Consider the following 17,313-nt stretch of genomic DNA (forward strand, 5'->3'; position numbering starts at 1 on the left):
TAAAACTTAACAAATAAAAATATACAAAATAAAAATCATCTTAATCACTTGATAATTCAATATCAATACCTAAAGCTCTAATTTCCTTCAATAACACATTAAATGACTCAGGCATTCCAGGATCCATATAATGATTTCCATCAACAATATTTTTATATATTCTAGTTCTACCATAAACATCATCTGATTTTACTGTAAGCATCTCTTGTAAAGAATAAGCTGCACCATATGCTTCTAAAGCCCACACTTCCATTTCTCCGAAACGTTGTCCTCCAAACTGAGCTTTACCTCCTAAAGGTTGCTGTGTAACCAAACTATACGACCCAGTAGAACGAGCATGCATCTTATCATCAACTAAATGATTTAATTTTAATATATACATATAGCCAACTGTAACTGGATTATCAAAAGCTCTACCAGTTCTTCCATCATAAAGAATAACTTTTCCATTAGAAGGCAAACCAGCTAAATTTAACATATATTTAATTTCATCCTCAGTAGCTCCATCAAAAACAGGAGTAGCCATAGGCAACCCATTTCTCAAATTATTTGCTAAAATCAATATCTGATTGTCATCTAATTCATCTAAATTAATAGGTTTCCTATTATGTTTATTATATACTTGATTCAAAAAATTTCTTAAAACATCTAAAGAACAACCTTTATCAAGAAGATCAGAAATTTTTTTTCCAATAAATTTAGAAGCAAATCCAAGATGAGTTTCTAAAACTTGTCCAATATTCATTCTAGAAGGAACTCCTAGTGGATTTAATATAATATCTACAGGAGTACCATCTTCCATATATGGCATATCCTCAACTGGAACAACAATTGATATAACTCCTTTATTTCCATGTCTTCCAGCCATTTTATCTCCAGGCTGAACTCTTCGTTTTACTGCCAAATAAACTTTAACAATCTTCAATATTCCTGGAGCTAAATCATCTCCTTGTATAATTTTTTTTCTGCTTTTACAAAAACGATTCTCTATTTCTTTATCTAAAAGAGATAATTGTTTAAAAAGATTTTCAATTTGCTTATTAACCTCTAAATTATCTACTATAATATTAATCCAATTCTCTCTACTAATGCTACTTAAATGAACAGAATTAATCTCAACACCTGATTGAATTCCAGGAGCAGAAACTACTTTATTATTAATTAATAAATTATATATCCTACTATATATATTTTCTTCTCTAATCCTTTTCTCATCATTCAAATTTTTTCTAACTTTCATTAACTGCTCTTCTTCAATAATTTTCGATCTCAAATCTTTTTGCATGCCATCCCTTGTAAAAATTTGAACATCAATAACAGTCCCACTCATCCCAGATGGAACTCTTAAAGATGTATCTTTCACATCAGAAGCTTTCTCACCAAAAATTGCCCTTAATAATTTCTCTTCTGGAGTAATTTGAGATTCTCCTTTTGGAGTAACCTTCCCAACTAATATATCTCCAGCACTAACTTCTGCTCCAACATAAACTATTCCAGACTCATCTAATCTAGACAGTGCAAAATCACCAATATTAGGTATATCAGAAGTAATTTCTTCTATTCCTAATTTTGTATCACGAGCTATGCACGATAACTCTTCTATATGAATTGAAGTAAACCTATCTTCATGTACTATACGTTCAGAAATCAATATAGAATCCTCAAAATTATATCCATTCCAAGGCATAAAAGCTACCAATAAATTTTGACCCAAAGCAAGTTCACCCATATCAGTACAAGGACCATCCGCTATAATATCCCCTTTTTTAATATAATCACCTTTAAAAACAATAGGTCTTTGATTAATACAAGTATCTTGATTTGATCTAGAATATTTAACTAAATTATAAATATCTACACCTGAATCTTCTAAGGGAATTTCACTATCATCTACTCTAATAACAATACGAGAAGAATCAACCAAATCAACTATCCCACTTCTCATTGCAACGATGGAAACTCCGGAATCAGAAGCTACTATCCTTTCCATCCCTGTACCTATCAAAGGTTTTTCTGATTGTATTGTAGGAACAGCCTGTCTTTGCATATTAGAACCCATTAAAGCTCTATTTGCATCATCATGTTCCAAAAAAGGAATAAGAGAAGCCGCTACAGATACAATTTGTTTTGGTGATACATCCATATAATTTATCTTATCTCTATGAGACAACAAAAACTCATTTCTATGTCTACAAGGAACTAAATCTGAAATTATATAACCATCTTTATTAATTTCTATGTTAGACTGCGCAATATATTGATCTACTTCCTCAATTGCTGATAAATATTCAATTCTATTGGTTACATAACCATTAACAATTTTTCTACAAGGAGTTTCAATAAATCCATAATCATTAATTCTAGCATACACTGATAAAGAATTAATTAGACCAATATTCGGACCTTCTGGAGTTTCAATCGGACAAACTCTACCATAATGAGTAGTATGAACATCTCTTACTTCAAATCCAGCTCTTTCTCTGGTCAACCCCCCTGGACCTAAAGCAGAAACACGACGTTTATGTGTTATTCCAGATAACGGATTAACCTGATCCATAAATTGAGACAATTGACTAGAACCATAAAATTCTTTAATTGTAGCAGATATCGGTTTGGCATTAATTAAATCTTGAGGCATAACGTTATCAATATCTATCAATCCTAAACGCTCTCTAATCGATCTTTCTACTCTTATTAACCCTATACGAAACTGATTTTCAGTCATCTCTCCAACACTTCTTACTCTACGATTTCCTAAATGATCAATGTCATCAACCATTCCAATTCCATTTCTAATATCTATAAGAGTTTTAATAACTAATAAAATATCTTCCTTAGTTAAAGTATTTAATCCTAAATTACTTTTTTTTCCTAAACGTCGATTAAACTTCATACGGCCAACTAAGGACAAATCGTATCTATCTTCAACAAAAAAAAGATTTTTAAATAAAGATTCAGCAGACTCTTTTGTTGGTGGTTCTCCAGGTCTCATCATACGATAAATTTCAACTAATGCTTCAGACTGACTATAAGTTGTATCAATTTTTAACGTATCAGAAATATATGGTCCATGATCTAAATCATTTATATATAAAATACTAAAACTACATATATTAGATTCTATAATTTTATTTAACAAATCTATTGTTATCTCATCATTGGGCATAGCCAATATTTCATCTTTTTTAGAAACATTAACAACAACATCAGCCAAAATCTTTCCTAACAAATATTCTTTAGGAACTACTAAACATTTAATATCATACTCTTCCATAACTTTAATATGTTTATCCGTAATGCGACAACCACTTCTTATAATGATATTATCAGTTCCAGGAACCGTAATATCAAAAAATGCAATTTCTCCTTTCAACCATTTAGGCATTAAATGTATATAAAATACATTATTTTTATATTCGCAAATAATAAATTTAAAAAACTCTTTTAATATATCTTTACTATTATAGCCTAACGCCTTTAGTAACACTGTAACAGGAAATTTTCTTCTTCTATCAATTCTAACAAAAAGACAATCTTTAGGATCAAATTCAAAATCTAACCAAGAACCACGATAAGGAATAATACGAGCAGAATATAATATTTTCCCTGAAGAATGAGTTTTTCCTTTATCATGTTCAAAAATAACTCCAGGAGATCTATGAAGTTGAGACACAACGACCCTCTCTGTTCCATTAATTACGAATGTACCAACATCTGTCATTAATGGTATATCTCCCATAAAAACATCTTGCTCTCTAATATCTTTAATATTTTTATTATTATTATTAGAAATATCTTTATCAAATATAATCAATCTTATCCGTACTCTTAAAGGTGAAGAATAAGTTAATCCGCGAGATTTACACTCATAAACATTAAAATTAGGTTCACCTAACTTATAACTAATATATTCTAATCTTATATTTCCTGAATAACTATCAATCGGAAACACTGATAAAAAAGCAGCATGTAAACCTGTATTTTTTAATTGATCAACAGATTTATCCATTTGTAAAAAATCTTTATAAGATTTTATCTGAATATCAAGTAAATGAGGAATATCCAACATATCAAATTGCTTTGCAAAACTCTTTCTAAATCTTTTTTTTTCAGAATAAGAATATTTAACTTTATTTTCTTCTTTCGAAAATAAAAAACCAAAATTTTTGGATTCCATCATATAAAAACACCTCTTAAAAATACAAAATATAAAATATTCAAATATAAATCAAATAAACTATTAATACAAAATAACACTACTTTATTTCGACAGAAGCTCCAACATCTTCTAATTTTTGTTTAATATCTAAAGATTCATCGTTAGATAAATTATTCTTTACAACAACAGGAATTTTTTCTACCAAATCTTTAGCTTCTCTTAAACCAAGACCTGTAATTTCCCTAATAACTTTAATAACAGAAATTTTATTAGATCCAAAACTAGTCATAACAACATCAAACATAGTTTTTTTCTCTACAACTTCAGTTTTTCCTTCTTCTTTTAATCTGTCTGATACAGAAACTATAGAAGAAGAAGAAATATCAAATTTCTTTTCCATAGCATGAATTAAATCCATTACATCCATTACAGACATATTAGATATTGCTTCAAGAATTTCATCTTTTGATATTGTCATATTTAATTCTCCTTGCTAAAAACAAACATAAAATATAAAATTTATTAATAGTTGACTAAAAATATTATTTTTTTTATTTGGTTATAATACTGCGTTTTTTTACGTCTTTTACTAAATATAAAATTTTAAATAATCTTAATAAAATTAAATAAAATACCTTTAAAATTCTATTAATAGGAGCTTTTATTAAATGTAAAAAACTAATAATTGCTTCTTTATAACTAGGAAGGTTTGCAAAAAAATCTAATTTTTCACAACCATAAACCAATCCATTAACCATAAATAATTTAATTTTAATTTTTCCAAATTTTTTAATTAATTCTGTCAATAATGCGGCTACATCTTTATATGATGTTTTTGAATAAATAAAACAAGTAGAATTTACCAAACTAAAATTTAAATTACTTAAATTCATTTCTTGAAATGATCTATACAATAAAGTATTACGAACCACACGTACATAAACCTTAGTATTACGTGCTTTATATCGTAATTCATTCATTTGATTCGAATTTAAGCTATAAAAATCTATTAAAGCAATTGAAAAAACTTCAGAAAAAACTTTAACAATTTCTTTAACAATATCTTTCTTTTTATCTAAAGTTAATAACATAAATTTTAATCTCCAAAAAACTTAAAAAAACACCTCTAATTTGATATTAACCAAATTTTAAAAAAATTAATTTATACTTAAAATATTTAAATATTTATTTAATTAAAGTACTAATATCAATAGATAAACTAGGACCCATAGTAGTTGATAAAAATATTTTTTTAAAAAAATTACCTTTGACTGATATAGGTTTATTTTTCTTTAAATCAAATATTAACACATTAATATTCTCTAATAACTTTTTACAAGAAAAAGTAATTTTTCCAATTTTACAATGAATTATACCATATTTATCAGTCTTATAATAAACCTGTCCAGACTTTGCATTCAAAACTGCTTTACTTACATCATTAGTAATAGTACCCATTTTAATATTTGGCATTAACCCCCTTGGACCTAATATCTTGCCTAATCTTTTAACTAAATTCATTGAATCCGGAGTAGAAATAACAATATCAAAATTTAAATTTCCATTTTTTATTTCTTTAAACAAATCCTCAAATCCAGATAAATCAGCACCTGCATTTTCAGCTTCAATCAATTTATCCCCTTGAGCAAAAACAGCAACACGAAATATTTTTCCTAAACCATTAGGCATATATATCGATGATTTAATAAAATGCTCAGGATTTTTAATATCTATATTTAAATTAATAGATAAATCTACGCTCTCTTCAAATTTTTTACTTGAAAATTTCTTAAGAAACTCAATAGCATCGTCTATTTTATATAAAGAATTATAGTTAATCAATCTATTAATATCTTTTCTTTTTCTACTTATCTTTGTCATAATAAATTTTATGAATCTTTCCTATCACTCAATTTAAATTCTTCTCTATATCTATTCCCATACTTTTTGCTGTTCCTTTTATACAATTAATAGCAGATTGTAAATTAGATGCTGTCAAATCATTCATTTTTATAATAGCTATCTTTTTAAGTTGAATATAACTTAAACTTCCAACTTTCCTACTATTAGATAAATCAGAACCTTTATCTATACCTAATTCTTCTTTAATAAGAATTGACACAGGGGGAGATTTGATCATATAATCAAAACTGCGATCGGAATAAACCTTAATTACAACAGGAACAATTAACCCCAATTTCATACTTTTAGTAGATTCATTAAATTTCTTACAAAATTCAACAATGTTAACCCTATGCTGACCTAAAGCAGGACCAACAGGAGGAGCAGGAGTCGCTTTTCCAGCAGGTATTTGCAACTTAACTATTGATTCAATATTTTTAAGCATTACAATATTTTCCATTAATTAAAAATTAAACATACAAAAAAACATAAAATTCTAATAAAATAACAAAAAATACTTTTAACATTAACCAAAATAAAAAATTAAATCTCTTTAAAATCTACTAATCAAATAGTATAATACTTTTATTAAAAAAAATAAATTTATATTGCAAAAAACTCGATTTAAGTTTTTTCAACTTGACTAAATTCTAAATCTACAGGTGTAGATCTTCCAAATATTAAAACAGCAACCCTCAAACGACTTTTTTCGTAATTAACCTCTTCCACTACCCCATTAAAATCAATAAAAGGACCATCTTTTATACGAATAAGCTCACCAGATTCAAATAATACTTTTGGCTTAGGTTTGCTAACTCCATCTTCTATACGTTGTAAAACTACCTCAACCTCTTTATCAGAAATTGGAGTTGGCCATTTTTCTATTCCTACTCTAGAATTTCTTGTTCCACCAATAAACCCTAAAACTCTAGGAATTTCACGAATAACATTTCTCGTCTTATCTTCCATAATCATATAAACCAACACATATCCAGGAAAAAATTTGCGTGTACTTCTTCTTTTTTTTCCAAATCGCATCTCAACAACTTCTTCAGAAGGAACTACAACATTACTTATTTTATCCTCCAAACAAAATTGTTTTATTTTAGATTTTATTTCCCTCATTACTAATCTTTCAAACCCAGAATATACATGTACTACATACCATTTTTTAATATTTTCACTATTTTTCACTATATTTTCATCAACCCAAATATATTAACTTAGAAACTAACCAAATAATTATAGAATCTATAAACCAAAAAAATAAAGCAGCAAAAAAAATAATAACAATAACAACTAATACTAACTTAAATGTTTCTGATCTGTTCGGCCATACAACTTTGTATAATTCAATTTTTGCTTCTTTAATAAACTTAAAAAATAACCTTCCCTGAATAGAAGAAATACATACTAAAATAGTATAAAATAAACTTAAAAAACCTATCATTAATTTAATATAAAATGCATAATTTACATAAATTGCATAAAAAAACATTATATTTATAATAAAACAAAAAAACCATAATAAAACTCTTATATTTCTTTTAAATAATTTATTTAAATATTTCACCATACTCTCAAATAACTAAAATACAGGTCAGGAGGGAATCGAACCCACAACCCACGGTTTTGGAGACCGTTACTCTTCCTATTTGAGCTACTGACCTATTCACAAACATAAAATTTTTTATTAAAAAAATAAACTATATAATTAAATAACCAATTTTCATATTGTAAAAACAAATAATACCCCTATATTATAACATAATAAATAATTATACTTATAATTTTACTATTATTTGTTCTAAAAATTTCTAAAAATATATAAATTTAAAATTATAAAAATATCATAAATAAAATTTATGTTTAATTCACAATATTAATATGAATATACTTATCCTTATATTTTGTTAAATATAAATATTTAACATTAATAAATTTTATAAAATATAAATAATTAAAATTTTACTATTTCATAATACATATCAAATCAAAATATAAAAATAAAATTCAACTTTAATAAAACATATACTGAATTCTTAAAAAAAAACAAAATATATGCCCACAACTGGACTCGAACCAACGACCTCTTCCATACCAAGGAAGCGCTCTACCACTAAGCTATGTGGGCAAAATGGTAATAAACAAAAGCGGGCGATGGGAATCGAACCCACATTATTAGCTTGGAAGGCTAAGATTCTACCATTGAATTACGCCCGCAAAAATACATTTTTATAATATAAAAATTTTTAATATTATATTTTCTATCTAAATAGAAATTATAAAACTAAATATGGAGGAGGAAGGATTCGAACCTTCGAAGACATTAAGTCGTCAGATTTACAGTCTGATCCCTTTAACCACTCGGGAACCCCTCCAAAAATATTCAAAAGCAATTAAAATTTGTATAATTTATAATTAAAATTCCTATTTATTAAAAAATAAGATAAATAACATTTTAAAAAAAATAATAAATGAATTAAAACTATAATGCTGACACCAGGAATTGAACCTGGAACCTACTGATTACAAATCAGTTGCTCTGCCAATTAAGCTATATCAGCATAACAAAAAATATAAAAATATTATACTTTATTCTAACATAAAATTTTATTTTAAACATCACAATTTTTATTAATTATTTATAAACTTTTCACAAAAAAATAAAATTCACTTTTTATAAATTTAACTTAACTAAAAAATATTAAACTTTAAAAACTCCAATCAACAAAATATTATCAACATTATAATGACTATTAATATATACAAACTATACAAATTATTTTGGGTCTGAGTGGATTTGAACCACTTACCTCACCCTTATCAGGGGTGTGCTCTACCAAAATGAGCTACAGACCCATATATGTAAAAAAATATATTACTAAAAATAAATCTTATATAAGAAGATTCTAAATCTTTCATATAAAAAATATATTACCACTGATAACATACTTATTAATTATTTTTTTTAAAAATAACTTATTTAATGAATTCCATTTTTACATAAAACCTTATATCCCATTATAAATTACAATTATCTTTTTACATAACAATAAAAAGTAAAATCAAATGGATTAAAATCATCTTTTAATTTTAATATTTTTCTACTAATCTTCCAGTTATTTATATTAAATTTAGGAAAATAAACATCAGCTTTAAAAATATTATGTATAACAGTTAAATAAATTTTTGAAACAAATGGAAAAAATTTTCTATATACCATTGCTCCACCAATAACTACCGATTCTTTATAATCCTTTACTACATTTAATGTATCTTCTAAAGAACTTAAAATTTTAACATTATTTTTTTCATACTTACTTTTATAAAAATTAAAATTTCTATTACTTAAAACTAAATTTAATCTTCCTACTAATGGTTTTTCTCCTATTGAAATAAATGTATTTCTACCCATTATCACAGGCAATCCCATTGTAACTCTTTTAAAAATTTTAAGATCATCAGGTAAATAACATAATAAACTATTATTTTTTCCTAAAGCTCCTCTTTTATCGACAACCGCAATCATACTAATCATAAAATTTATTTTTATTATAAATAAAATGTTTCTTTAAAATATATAAAACATTATTTTTTAAACTCTTTTAATTATAGAATAAATCTTTATTAAAAAAAAAACTTTTAAAAAATAAATTTAATATTACAACCTATTAAAAAAATCTTTGTATATACTCATATTACAAATCACAATCTACCAAAAAAATTTTTTATATAAATAAAATATAATCTATATTACACATTTTAATATTCTTACAAAGAAGATTATAGTTCATAAAAGCAAAACATAAACTTATAAACTTATAAAAATAACATAAAAAACTGATAATTTATATATATAAAATTTATGAAATTAATATTTTACTTAAGCATTCCGGATTTTCATAAACTAATTTAGGAACAAGATATCCAGGTAACTTTTTTTGCAATTCTCTATATATACATTTTGCTTCATCTATATGAACATCAAAATGTGAAATTCCTTCAACTTTATCTAAAAGATGTAAATAATACGGCAAAATTCCAAAAGAAAATAAACAATAACTTAATTTCACTAAAATATTGACATCATTATTAATATTTTTTAATAAAACTGATTGATTATACAAATAACAACCTACGCTCTTTAAATATGTACACACACTTAAAATAGAATTATCCAACTCTTGAGGATGATTAATATGTAAAACAATAACTTTTTGTAAACGAACCTTATGAAGTATATCTAAAAAATTTTTATCAATACGTTCTGGAAAAACTACAGGAATCCTAGTATGAATTCTAATAATTTTCAAATGATCAATATCATTTAATTTATTAAATAAATTAAATAATACTTTATTCGACACTAACAATGGATCCCCACCACTTAATATAACTTCCTTAATAGAAGAATTTTTATTTATATAATTCAATACATAATCCCATCTTCCAGTTTGTAATGTATTATTTTTATAAGAAAAAAACTTTCTAAAACAATAACGACAATTAACTGCACAAGAACCTGTTAAAATTAATAAAACACGTCCATGATATTTATGTAAAAGACCTTTTTCAACATTAATATTCTTTTCCTTTAAAGGATCTTTAACATAATTTAATTTTTCCTTCAATTCTTTTTTAACAGCTAAAACTTGAAGTAAAATAGGATCTTTAAAATTACGTTTTTTTATACGTAACGCAAAACTTAAAGGAACTTTAGTCTTAAAATTTTTTTCTGCTTCCAAATTTCCAACATTAACAGGAAGTAATAGAAATTTTAATAATTCTTGTACTTTATAAAAACTTCTTGATAAAACTTTTTGCCATCTCTCCAAAATCAAGTTATCCTATAATATGTAAACTTTTATAAATATTAACAATAAAAAACATATTAAAAAATTAAATTTTATGATTAATTACCATACCAATGAATTTAAAATTGGAACAAAAATCATTGTTGACAATGATCCATATATTATCATAGAAAGTCATTTTATAAAACCAGGAAAAGGACAAGCATTCGTACGTATAAAAATTAGAAATCTAAAAAATAATCAAATTATTGAACGCACATATAAAGCTGGAGAAAAATTACCAGCAGCTAACATTGTTGACATTAATGTACAATATTTATACCAACATTTACATACATGGAATTTTATAAACATTAACAATTTTGAACAATATGAATTAAAAAAAAATGATATATCTAACATAAAAATTTGGCTTAAAGAAGAAGAAATATACACTTTAACATTATGGAATAAAAATCCGATACATATTATTGCTCCTAACTTTATAAATTTTTTCGTAATAGAAACTAATCCAAATTTTAAAAATCAAATATCAAAAAACGGAAATAAAATAGCAATACTAGAAACAGGATTAAAAATACGTGTACCTAACTTCATACAAAAAGGAGATTTTATAAAAGTTGATACAAGAACAAAAGAATATATTTGTAGAATAAAATAAAAATAATATAAAATTTAATATCAATATTACTTTTTTAGATATAGATAAATAATAATAAATTATCCAATCTTAATACTAATAAAAAATTATTTTAACAATAAAAATATTTAATTATTCCTTTTTTTTAAAACACTATAAAAAAATCCATCTTGATTATTAATCCCAGGTAAAATCTGTAAACCATATCCAGTATCTATACCGCAAAAAACATCTTTCTTACAAAGTACACAATCTTTATTATTCTCTAAAAAATCTTTAATTACTTCTTCATTTTCTTTTTTCAAAACTGAACACGTAACATACACTAATATCCCATTAAAACCAAGTAAAGGCCATAAAGTTTTTAAAAAACATTTTTGTAAAGAACTCATAAATAATACTTCTTTCTTTGTACGTAATATTTTTACATCAGGACATCTACGAATAACACCTGTAGCAGAACATGGAACATCCAAAAGAATACGATCAAAACACTTACCATCCCACCAATCCTTTGGATTTAATATATTTCCTTTTATCAAAGTAGCCTTCAATTGCAAACGTAATAAATTTTCTTTAACTTTATTCAAACGTTTCTGATTACAATCAACTGCTACACAACTTAATAATCTTGATTCAGTTTCTAAAATATGACTAAGCTTTCCTCCTGGAGCACAACAAGCATCAAGCACTCTTAAACCAGGTTTTAAAGACAATAAAGAAATAACTATTTGTGCAGATTCATCTTGCACCGAAACATATCCTCTTTGAAAATAAGGTAAATCTTTAATACTACAAGCTTTACTTAAAGTAATACCAACTGAAGAATATATGTGAGGAAAACCATCTATATTTTTTTTTTTTAAAAAAAATAAGTACTTTTCCCTACTAATAAAAATTTTATTAACACGTAAACTCATTGGAGGATGACAGTCATTTGCTTTCAAAATCTGAACCCAATTTAACGGCCAATCCTTTTGTATTTCTTGTATATACCAATTCGGATGATTAAAAATAAAATCATTATTGTTTTCCAAATACAATTTATCTACATAAAGACAATATTGCCTTAATATAGCATTTACCAAACTTTTTGCCCATGATTTATTTATTACATCTAATAAAAACAAACTTTCTTTTATTACAATATAATTAGATACTCTCTTCATATATCGTAATTGATATATACCTATTAATAATACAATTAAAACCTCTATAAATCTAATACGTTTTCTTAAAAAAATATTAATTAAAATATTTAACCTGTAATATTCTCTACATACACCAAAACAAATTTCTTTAGATAAAGAAGAAATTTTTTTATTTTTAATCAAAAAATTAAGTGTTACTTTATTCTTTAAAACTTTTAATAACACTAGATATGATTCTAGTCTAAAATCATTCATCCCAAAACCAAATCTATACAAAGTTTAAAACGATTAGAATTTAACCAACTACTTACTTTCATTACTTTAGATCCAGGAAATTGTAATTCTTTTATTAATAAACTACCAAAACCCGTACAAACTTCTATCCACCTTCTATTGATTGCAAGAATGGTACCCGGTTTTTTACCATATATCAACATTAAATTATTGACATCTGCACAATAAATTTTTATTAATAATTTATAATCTATATTAATCTTATTATTATACAATATAGCATAAGTATGTGCTACAGGCTTTGGATTTAACGCTCTAATCTTATTTTTAATTTCCAAAGCTGATTTATTCCAATTAATTACTGCATCACTTTTTTTTATCTTCCTAGCATAAGTTACTTGACATTTATTCTGTTTTTTTATAACTATTTCTTTTTTTATTAAAAGATTAAGAACATTCAATAACATTGATTCTGCTAATTTAGACAAACGAATTCCTAAAGAATAAGCAGTATCTTCTAAAAAAATTGGACAACATTTTTTATATAAAATATCACCAGTATCTATGCCTGAATCCATTTTTATAAATGTAACACCAGATTTTTTATCTCCATGCAATAAAGCATATTCTATAGGAGAAGCACCTCTCCATCTAGGTAATAAAGATGGATGAATATTGATACAACCAAAAGTAGGTATACTTAAAACTTCTGAAGGAAGAATATTGCCATACGCTGATACTATCAATATATCAGAATTTAAATTCTTCATTTCATCAATAACTAAATGATCTTTAAAATTCTTTGGTTGATATATAGGATATTGATATTCTAAAGCCCATTTTTTAATATCAGACATTTTCAATTTTCTACCTCTCCCTGAATAATTATCTGGTTGAGTGTATATTCCAACTATTTTAAAAATATCCGATCTATGTATAAGCTTTATACAAGGCAAAGCAAAATTACCAGTAGCAGCAAAAATAATTCTCAAAAATAATCCTTACAATTAAAATTATATTATCAAAAATGTTTTTCACTATTTTTTATTATTTTTTTTATTTTCTTTTTCAAAAAATATTGCCTTAATGGAGAAAGAAAATCTATAAACAATTTCCCATCCAAATGATCAATTTCATGTTGAAAACATTCTGCCAATAAACCATCAACACTTTTTTCAAAAGAAACACCAAATCGATCTAATGCACGAACAGTTATCTCTTTAGATCTAACAATCCACGCATGAATACCAGGAATAGATAAACAACCTTCATAAGAATTTGTTATACCTTTAGATTCAATAATTTCAGGATTAATTAATACAAACTTATTACCTTTTTCTTTGAAAATATCTACAACAAACAACCTAACATTCTCTCCAACTTGAGGTGCAGATAAACCAATTCCATTAAATTTATACATAGTCTCAAACATATCTTCAATTAAAACCTGTAAAGAATCATCAAAATCTAAAATTGGCTTAGAAATTCTTCTTAACTGTTCATCATTTTTAATAAAATACATTATATCTCTAACAGTCATATAATAATTCTTATCTCTATTATATAAACTTATGAATATTTACTATCTTTAAATATGAAAAAAAAACTAAAAGTAATTTATTTTCTAAAAAATATTTAAAAATATAATAACTTACTTTAATTAAATAAATATTCAATAATTAAAATTTTACTATTAACAATTAATACTTAAAAAAACAAACAATATTTTTCTCTTAATATATACTAAACTTTTAATGCACATATAATTTAAACATAATTAAGTATTTTTACTTATAAAAATTAATCTCACATTAAATATTACTGTATATTTTGTACAACACATTTTAATCCTATTCTAATTTCTCATCTTTTTTTCTTAAAAAATTCGGAATATCTAAAGAATCTCTTTCATTAGAAATTAAATCCCCATTTAATTTTGTTGCCTCACGTAAATTATTTTTTTTAAACTTAGACATTAAAGAATTATCTAATTTACAAAACTCAAAAATACTACTATTATTCCTAGATGGAACAATAAAACTTTTTCTCGAAAAATTTAATAACATATTATTATGTTGATTTTTATCTATATAAAAACAATTATTAAGACCAGTAATTATAACTGTCACCATAATTTTTTCTTTTACTGTTTCATCAATGACAGAACCAATTATCACAGTTGCATCATCAAGAATAAATTCTCTTACTATATCACCAACTTCTTGAAACTCACCAACAGATATACTTTCATTAGAAGTAATATTTACTAATATTCCACGAGCACCTGAAAGATTTATACCTTCAAGAAAAGGAGAAGAAATAGCTGATTCTGCTGCTCTACAAGCTCTATCATCGCCAAAAGCACTTCCAGTACCTATCATTGCTATACCAGTTTTAGACATAACAGTACGAATATCAGCAAAATCAACATTAATCAATCCAGGCTTAACAATTAAATCAGAAATACCCTTAACTGCTCGAAATAAAATATCATTAACAACTTTAAAGGCATTAACCAAAGTAATTTTTTTTCCAAGAACCGTAACTAATCTACTATTTGGTATAACGATTAACGAATCAACATATTTACTTAATTGATAAATTCCATCTTCAGCAATTAAAGATCTCTGTTTGCCTTCAAATAAAAAAGGCTTAGTAACAACAGCAACAGTTAAAATTCCTAACTCCTTAGATATTTGAGCAAATACAGGAGATGCACCAGTTCCAGTTCCACCACCCATTCCAGCAGTAATAAATAGCATATCTGCTCCAAACAAAATTTCCTTAATTTTATCTTTACTTTCATTTGCTGATTCTCTACCAAGATTAGGATTTGATCCAGCACCAAAACCATTTGACAAAGTTTCTCCCAATTGAATTTGAATCTTTACATTAGAATTCTTTAAAGCTTGCTTATCTGTATTGGCATAAATAAATTCTATATTATTCTTATTAAAATTTTTATTAACCATATAACTTACAGCATTTCCACCACCACCACCTATTCCTATAACTTTAATAATTATGTTATCCTTTTTTGATTCCATTAATTCAAACAATTTCTTCCTCCTTTAAATGAAAAAATTAATAATATTAACTTTAATAATATAAACTTAACATATTCAATAAATATGAAAACAAATAACTATTTAAAAAAAAACAAAATATTTTTACCAATAAACATTATTTCTCTATTAATCATAACTTAATTTAAACTTAAAAAACACTAAAAATATTTTATACAAAAAAACAAAATTTATATAAGATATAAATCTTAATTTATTAATAAAAATTAAAATAATTTAATAAATAATTAAATTTTAACTCCTAATTAATCTATTAGAATTATTTTTCTTAATAATTGCAAGTTTAATCAATTCATCAAGTAATTTTGTGTAACATAAACCACTCATTTCCCACATTTTTGGATACATACTAACCTTTGTAAATCCAGGTATAGTATTAATTTCATTAAAATAAATTTCTTCATTTTTATTTGTTATAAAAAAATCAATGCGAGCCATTCCATTACATTTTAAACGAACAAAAATCTTCTTAGCAAAATATTGTATTTTTTTTATCAATTTATAATTTAAATTAGCAGGAATACACAACCTAATATGATCAGTATCTAAATACTTTGCAGAATAAGAATAAAAACCATCAGGATGATTAACATAAATTTCTCCAGGTACACTTACAATTGGATTAATAGAAAATCTATTTTCTAAAACAGCAATTTCTATTTCTCTTCCAAAAATATATTCCTCTATTATCACATTTTCATCATAATTGAATGCATTATTAATAGCAAAAATTAGTTGATCAAAATTTTCTACTTTTTTAACACCTATACTAGACCCCAATGAACATGGTTTAACAAATAAAGGAAAATTCAACTCACTAATTAATTTTTTACATAATATAACGCGTTCTCTTAAATTTGTACGAAAAGAAATAACCTTATAACGAGCACACTTTATTACATTATCACATACAATACGTCTTGTTAAATCTTTATCCATACTAATTGATGAAGATTTAACATTACTACCAACATAAGCCACTCCAGACAACTCCAATAAACCTTGTAACGAACCATCTTCATAAAATGAGCCATGAATAATAGGAAAAACAACATCTGCATCAATAAATAAATTTCCATTTTTCATAAAACTAGATAAAACTTTTGATTTAAATGTTTTAACTGGAAGTTTATCTTTAAATTTTAATAACTCATTATAATCATTAACAAAAAAACACCCTGTTTTATCTATAGCCACAGGTATAATTTCATATTTTTCCCTATTTAAATTTGATAATACTGAAGCAGCAGAAAATAAAGAAATTTCATGTTCTACAGATTTTCCACCATAAATTAAAATAACTTTTAAAATTAAAGAACTCATT

Annotated in this window: 15 protein-coding genes and 6 tRNA genes; 1 reads left to right on the forward strand and 20 read right to left on the reverse strand. The window is 24.9% G+C overall.

Annotated elements, in window-relative coordinates; all coding sequences use genetic code 11:
- Positions 1–40: 40 nt before the first annotated feature.
- The 15 genes from rpoB to epmB all read right to left on the reverse strand — a co-directional run bounded on the left by rpoB (position 41) and on the right by epmB (position 10,905).
- Positions 41–4,177, reverse strand: a complete 4,137-nt coding sequence (rpoB, locus tag CCU22_RS00840) for a DNA-directed RNA polymerase subunit beta (protein ID WP_100115027.1) — start codon at positions 4,175–4,177, stop codon at positions 41–43.
- A gap of 79 nt (positions 4,178–4,256) precedes the next feature.
- Entirely contained in the window at positions 4,257–4,637 is a 381-nt protein-coding gene (rplL, locus tag CCU22_RS00845; RefSeq protein ID WP_100114722.1) for a 50S ribosomal protein L7/L12, read from the reverse strand.
- A gap of 73 nt (positions 4,638–4,710) precedes the next feature.
- A complete protein-coding gene (gene rplJ, locus CCU22_RS00850) occupies positions 4,711–5,250 on the reverse strand; it encodes a 50S ribosomal protein L10 (RefSeq protein WP_100114723.1) in 540 nt (179 codons plus the stop codon).
- 94 nt (positions 5,251–5,344) lie between these two features.
- On the reverse strand, positions 5,345–6,040 hold the full coding sequence (gene rplA, locus CCU22_RS00855; protein ID WP_100114724.1) for a 50S ribosomal protein L1: 696 nt from the start codon (positions 6,038–6,040) through the stop codon (positions 5,345–5,347).
- 28 nt (positions 6,041–6,068) lie between these two features.
- The gene (rplK, locus tag CCU22_RS00860; protein ID WP_100115028.1) at positions 6,069–6,506 is read right to left on the reverse strand and encodes a 50S ribosomal protein L11; all 438 of its coding nucleotides are present in this window, start codon (positions 6,504–6,506) and stop codon (positions 6,069–6,071) included.
- A 179-nt stretch (positions 6,507–6,685) separates the two neighbouring features.
- The gene (gene nusG / locus CCU22_RS00865) at positions 6,686–7,255 is read right to left on the reverse strand and encodes a transcription termination/antitermination protein NusG (protein WP_199485682.1); all 570 of its coding nucleotides are present in this window, start codon (positions 7,253–7,255) and stop codon (positions 6,686–6,688) included.
- 10 nt (positions 7,256–7,265) lie between these two features.
- Complete coding sequence (secE, locus tag CCU22_RS00870) at positions 7,266–7,637, reverse strand: preprotein translocase subunit SecE (RefSeq protein WP_100114725.1); 372 nt, start codon at positions 7,635–7,637, stop codon at positions 7,266–7,268.
- Positions 7,638–7,657: 20 nt separating this feature from the next.
- Positions 7,658–7,731: transfer RNA gene (locus CCU22_RS00875), tRNA-Trp, on the reverse strand.
- A gap of 392 nt (positions 7,732–8,123) precedes the next feature.
- Positions 8,124–8,195, reverse strand: a tRNA-Thr gene (locus CCU22_RS00880).
- A gap of 18 nt (positions 8,196–8,213) precedes the next feature.
- Positions 8,214–8,284 (reverse strand) — tRNA-Gly (locus tag CCU22_RS00885).
- 74 nt (positions 8,285–8,358) lie between these two features.
- Positions 8,359–8,442, reverse strand: a tRNA-Tyr gene (locus CCU22_RS00890).
- 113 nt (positions 8,443–8,555) lie between these two features.
- Positions 8,556–8,628: transfer RNA gene (locus CCU22_RS00895), tRNA-Thr, on the reverse strand.
- A 221-nt stretch (positions 8,629–8,849) separates the two neighbouring features.
- Positions 8,850–8,923: transfer RNA gene (locus tag CCU22_RS00900), tRNA-Ile, on the reverse strand.
- 175 nt (positions 8,924–9,098) lie between these two features.
- Positions 9,099–9,593, reverse strand: coding sequence for a dihydrofolate reductase (locus tag CCU22_RS00905; RefSeq protein ID WP_233485116.1), 495 nt, complete (start codon positions 9,591–9,593; stop codon positions 9,099–9,101).
- A gap of 334 nt (positions 9,594–9,927) precedes the next feature.
- Positions 9,928–10,905: an EF-P beta-lysylation protein EpmB gene (epmB, locus tag CCU22_RS00910; protein ID WP_100114727.1), complete on the reverse strand. Its 978-nt coding sequence runs from the start codon at positions 10,903–10,905 to the stop codon at positions 9,928–9,930.
- Positions 10,906–10,972: 67 nt separating this feature from the next.
- On the opposite strand from epmB, the gene efp reads away from it, so the two are divergent.
- Complete coding sequence (gene efp, locus CCU22_RS00915; RefSeq protein WP_100114728.1) at positions 10,973–11,539, forward strand: elongation factor P; 567 nt, start codon at positions 10,973–10,975, stop codon at positions 11,537–11,539.
- A gap of 107 nt (positions 11,540–11,646) precedes the next feature.
- Here efp and rsmB read toward each other — a convergent pair whose 3' ends face one another.
- The 5 genes from rsmB to CCU22_RS00940 all read right to left on the reverse strand — a co-directional run bounded on the left by rsmB (position 11,647) and on the right by CCU22_RS00940 (position 17,312).
- On the reverse strand, positions 11,647–12,924 hold the full coding sequence (gene rsmB, locus CCU22_RS00920) for a 16S rRNA (cytosine(967)-C(5))-methyltransferase RsmB (RefSeq protein WP_100114729.1): 1,278 nt from the start codon (positions 12,922–12,924) through the stop codon (positions 11,647–11,649).
- Positions 12,921–13,895: a methionyl-tRNA formyltransferase gene (fmt, locus tag CCU22_RS00925; RefSeq protein ID WP_100114730.1), complete on the reverse strand. Its 975-nt coding sequence runs from the start codon at positions 13,893–13,895 to the stop codon at positions 12,921–12,923. The genes rsmB and fmt overlap by 4 nt, the downstream gene beginning before the upstream one ends.
- 29 nt (positions 13,896–13,924) lie before the next feature.
- Complete coding sequence (gene def, locus CCU22_RS00930; RefSeq protein WP_100114731.1) at positions 13,925–14,443, reverse strand: peptide deformylase; 519 nt, start codon at positions 14,441–14,443, stop codon at positions 13,925–13,927.
- Positions 14,444–14,753: 310 nt separating this feature from the next.
- Positions 14,754–15,962, reverse strand: a complete 1,209-nt coding sequence (gene ftsZ, locus CCU22_RS00935; RefSeq protein ID WP_100114732.1) for a cell division protein FtsZ — start codon at positions 15,960–15,962, stop codon at positions 14,754–14,756.
- A 261-nt stretch (positions 15,963–16,223) separates the two neighbouring features.
- On the reverse strand, positions 16,224–17,312 hold the full coding sequence (locus tag CCU22_RS00940) for a D-alanine--D-alanine ligase family protein (protein ID WP_100114733.1): 1,089 nt from the start codon (positions 17,310–17,312) through the stop codon (positions 16,224–16,226).
- Between the last annotated feature and the right edge of the window lies 1 nt (position 17,313).

Origin of the sequence: Candidatus Legionella polyplacis, from assembly GCF_002776555.1 — a bacterium.
Classification (GTDB): domain Bacteria; phylum Pseudomonadota; class Gammaproteobacteria; order Legionellales; family Legionellaceae; genus Legionella_E; species Legionella_E polyplacis.